The organism is Actinomyces sp. 594 (assembly GCF_019325145.1).
GTDB lineage: Bacteria > Actinomycetota > Actinomycetes > Actinomycetales > Actinomycetaceae > Actinomyces.
Genome location: NZ_PIZC01000062.1, coordinates 1 through 3,307, shown reverse-complemented (window position 1 = coordinate 3,307; position 3,307 = coordinate 1). Strand labels below are relative to the sequence as shown.

Annotated in this window: 3 protein-coding genes; 1 reads left to right on the top strand and 2 read right to left on the bottom strand. The window is 67.9% G+C overall.

Annotated elements, in window-relative coordinates:
• Positions 1-141 precede the first annotated feature (141 nt).
• Together GZ998_RS11100 and GZ998_RS11095 are read right to left on the bottom strand one after the other, a co-directional pair.
• Positions 142-309 carry a DUF3117 domain-containing protein gene (locus GZ998_RS11100; RefSeq protein ID WP_073327418.1) on the bottom strand — a complete coding sequence of 56 codons (168 nt, stop codon included), beginning with the start codon at positions 307-309 and terminating at the stop codon, positions 142-144.
• Between the two features lie 150 nt (positions 310-459).
• The gene (locus GZ998_RS11095) at positions 460-1,275 is read right to left on the bottom strand and encodes a TIGR00730 family Rossman fold protein (RefSeq protein WP_161923710.1); all 816 of its coding nucleotides are present in this window, start codon (positions 1,273-1,275) and stop codon (positions 460-462) included.
• 145 nt (positions 1,276-1,420) lie between these two features.
• Here GZ998_RS11095 and GZ998_RS11090 point away from each other — a divergent pair, with 145 nt between their 5' ends.
• Entirely contained in the window at positions 1,421-3,157 is a 1,737-nt protein-coding gene (locus GZ998_RS11090) for a phospho-sugar mutase (RefSeq protein ID WP_161923709.1), read from the top strand.
• The last annotated feature ends 150 nt before the right edge of the window (positions 3,158-3,307 follow it).

Here is a 3,307-nt window from a genome sequence, read left to right as displayed (position 1 = left end):
TCCGCCGGGCCTAAGCGGCCCGGCGGACGGACCTGCCAGTCTTCTACTTCATGTTCGCGCGCCGTTGCCAGCGCGGCAACAGCACCAGGACGCGCTGCGGTACTCCCGGTAGCTGCTAAGTACTGTTGCGTACTTCAGCGATCAGTACTTCACGGAGGCCAGTGCCTCCTGCAGCTCCTTGATCTCATCGGGCGTGATCTCAACGACCAGCCGGCCGCCGCCCTCCAGCGGCATCCGCATGATGATGGAGCGGCCCTCCTTGACGACCTCGAGCGGCCCGTCGCCGGTCCTGGGCTTCATGGCAGCCATGTGCTCCCCTTTCAGTGATGGCTAGCGGACTATTACCGCTTCTCCCAGGTTGAGTCTACGGCATAATGACGCCACTTCGGGTTGAAACGTGGCTGACTCCACGCCGCGGCCCCGCCGCGAGCGGGCCGATCCGGCCCCGTGCTGCGCGGCCTATTCCGCCCTGTCCGGGGTACGGGTGAGCCCATTGGCCCGCATGGTGCGCGCGGCATCGACCACAAAGTCCACCGCCTCGGAGGCCGTATCCACTACCCGCATCAGGCTGAGGTCATCGGCATCGATCGTCGCAGCCTCCACCAGCGTCGCGCGCAGCCAGTCGACCAGGCCACCCCAGAACTCGGACCCCACGAGGGCGATCGGGAAAGACGGCACCTTCTGGGTCTGCACCAGGGTGACCGCCTCAAACAGCTCGTCCAGCGTGCCCATGCCGCCCGGCATGATCACGAATCCGTCGGAGTACTTCAGGAACATGGTCTTGCGGGCGAAGAAGTACCGGAAGTTGACCCCCAGGTCCACATAGTCGTTCATGCCCTGCTCATGCGGCAGTTCGATACCGAGCCCCACCGAGATACCGCCGGCCTCCCGAGCTCCCTTGTTCGCCGCCTCCATGATGCCGGGGCCCCCACCGGTGATGACGGCGTAGCCGGCATCGGCGAGCCCCGCCCCGATCTGCTCGGCCAGGACGTAATTCGGGTGATCGGCCGGCGTGCGAGCCGAGCCGAATAGGCTGATCGCGGGGCCCACTTCTGCCAGCGCCCCGAATCCCTCAACGAACTCGGACTGTATGCGCAGCACACGCCAGGGATCGGCGTGCAGCCAGTCGGCGTCGCCGCGTCGGTCCAGCAGGCGGGCGTCCGTAGTACGAGTGGGGATCTGAGCACCGCGGAGCATCACCGGCCCCTTGCGGTAGGTCTCGCGCGAGCCGTTTTTTACGCGCGGCTTGCCGCCGCGGCTGAGGTCCTTGGTCATGAAGCGCATGATCCCCCAACGTCCATCGCACGGCCTGGAGACACCCGGTGCGACCGGAATCCTGTGAGCCGGATGTGCTCACTACCACCCATGACGGCTGTCACGGCCGCTCCGTCAGCGTGCCTGCGCACGGTACGGTCACCCCATGACATATCCGCCCCAGGATGCGGCCGCCGTCGATCTGGACGCCGCCGCTACCGCCTGGATCACCGAGGATCCAGACCCCGACACCCGCCGGGAACTGACCGATCTGCTCACCGCGTACCGTGCCGGTGACGCCGCCGCAGCAGCCGCGCTCACTGATGCCTTCTCCGGCACGCTCCAGTTCGGTACCGCCGGGTTGCGCGGGCGCCTGGGCGGGGGTCCCAACCGCATGAACCGGGTGGTAGTGATCCGTGCCGCCGCCGGGTTATCCGCCTACCTGCACGAGATGCTGGGGGACGGGTTCCGCGTGGTCATCGGCTACGACGCCCGCCACGGCTCAGCGCGCTTCGCGCGTGACACCGCCGCCGTCGTCACCGGCGCCGGCGGGCGCGCCATCCTGTTCGACACTCACTGCCCCACGCCCGTGCTCGCCTTCGCCCTGCGAAGGCTGGGCGCCGACGCCGGCGTCATGGTGACGGCCTCGCACAACCCGCCCCAGGACAACGGCTACAAGGTCTACCTGGGCGGCCGCGCCGTAACCGGCTCCGGGCAGGGCGCGCAGATCGTCCCGCCACATGACTCGGCCATCGCCGCAAAGATCGCCGCCGTCGGCCCGCTTGCCTCCGTGCCCATGCCCGAGGACGGCTGGGAGACAATCGGGGCGGACATGGTTGAGGAGTACGTGCAGCGCGCGGTCAAGGCCGCCCGCACGCGGGCCGTGGCACCACTTAAGATCGTGTTGACCGCCATGCACGGGGTCGGCGGGGAGATCTGCCGGGAGGTGCTGGCCCGGACCGGCTTCGACGACGTCGTCGTGGTGCCCGAGCAGTTCGCCCCGGACCCGGAGTTCCCTACAGTGGCCTTCCCCAACCCGGAGGAACCCGGGGCCCTGGACCTGGCCTTTGCGCGGGCCCGTGAGGTAGGCGCGGACTTGATCATCGCCAACGACCCGGATGCCGACCGCTGCTCAGCCGCAGTGCCGGATGAGCACGCCCGCGGCGGTTGGCGGCAGCTGACCGGCGATGAGGTCGGCTCCCTCTTGGGAGAGCAGGCTGCCGAGCTGGCCGCCTTCACCGGCACCGGGGTGCTGGCCAACTCGATCGTCTCCTCTCGCCTGCTGCGCAAGATCGCGCAGGCGCACGGGCTTGCGCACCGCAACACACTCACCGGCTTCAAGTGGATCAGCCGCGAGCCGAACCTGGTATTCGGCTATGAGGAGGCGCTGGGATACTGTGTGGATCCGGCGGCGGTGCGAGACAAGGACGGTATCTCCGCCTCGGTGCGCCTGGCGGTGCTGGCCTCCACGCTCAAGCAGCAGGGACGTACGCTGGATGACCTGCTGGACCGCCTGGCGCGAGAACACGGCCTGTATGCGACCAGCCCGCTCAGCGTGCGGGTAGAGGACAAGAGCTTCATCACCAACGCCATGGAGCGGCTGCGGTCCGGGGGAGCACCAGCCACGCTGGCCGGATCCCCGGTGGTGGACGTCTTCGACCTGATGGACGGCGCGAACAACGGCAACGGGGAGCGCCTACCCGCGACTGACGGCCTCATCTTCAAGACCGCGGCGAACGACCGGGTGGTGGTACGCCCATCGGGCACCGAGCCGAAGCTCAAGTGCTACTGCGAAGTGGTCATGCCCGTGGCCGTCGACGAACCGGTGGAGGTGGCCCGCCGCGCCGCCGCCAAGCGCCTAGACGCCATAAAGGCCGACTTGCGCGGCGTCCTGGGCATCTGACAGTCGTCTGAGCCTCACGCCCGCAGCACGCAACCACCGAAACCGGCACAAGTTACACACTGAGCCTTTCTCATCAGGGGAGGTTGTTGTTCAGGTTGAGTATGACTAGGGCGGTGGCGGTGATGTTGGTGATGGTGGCTGGGTCGAGGG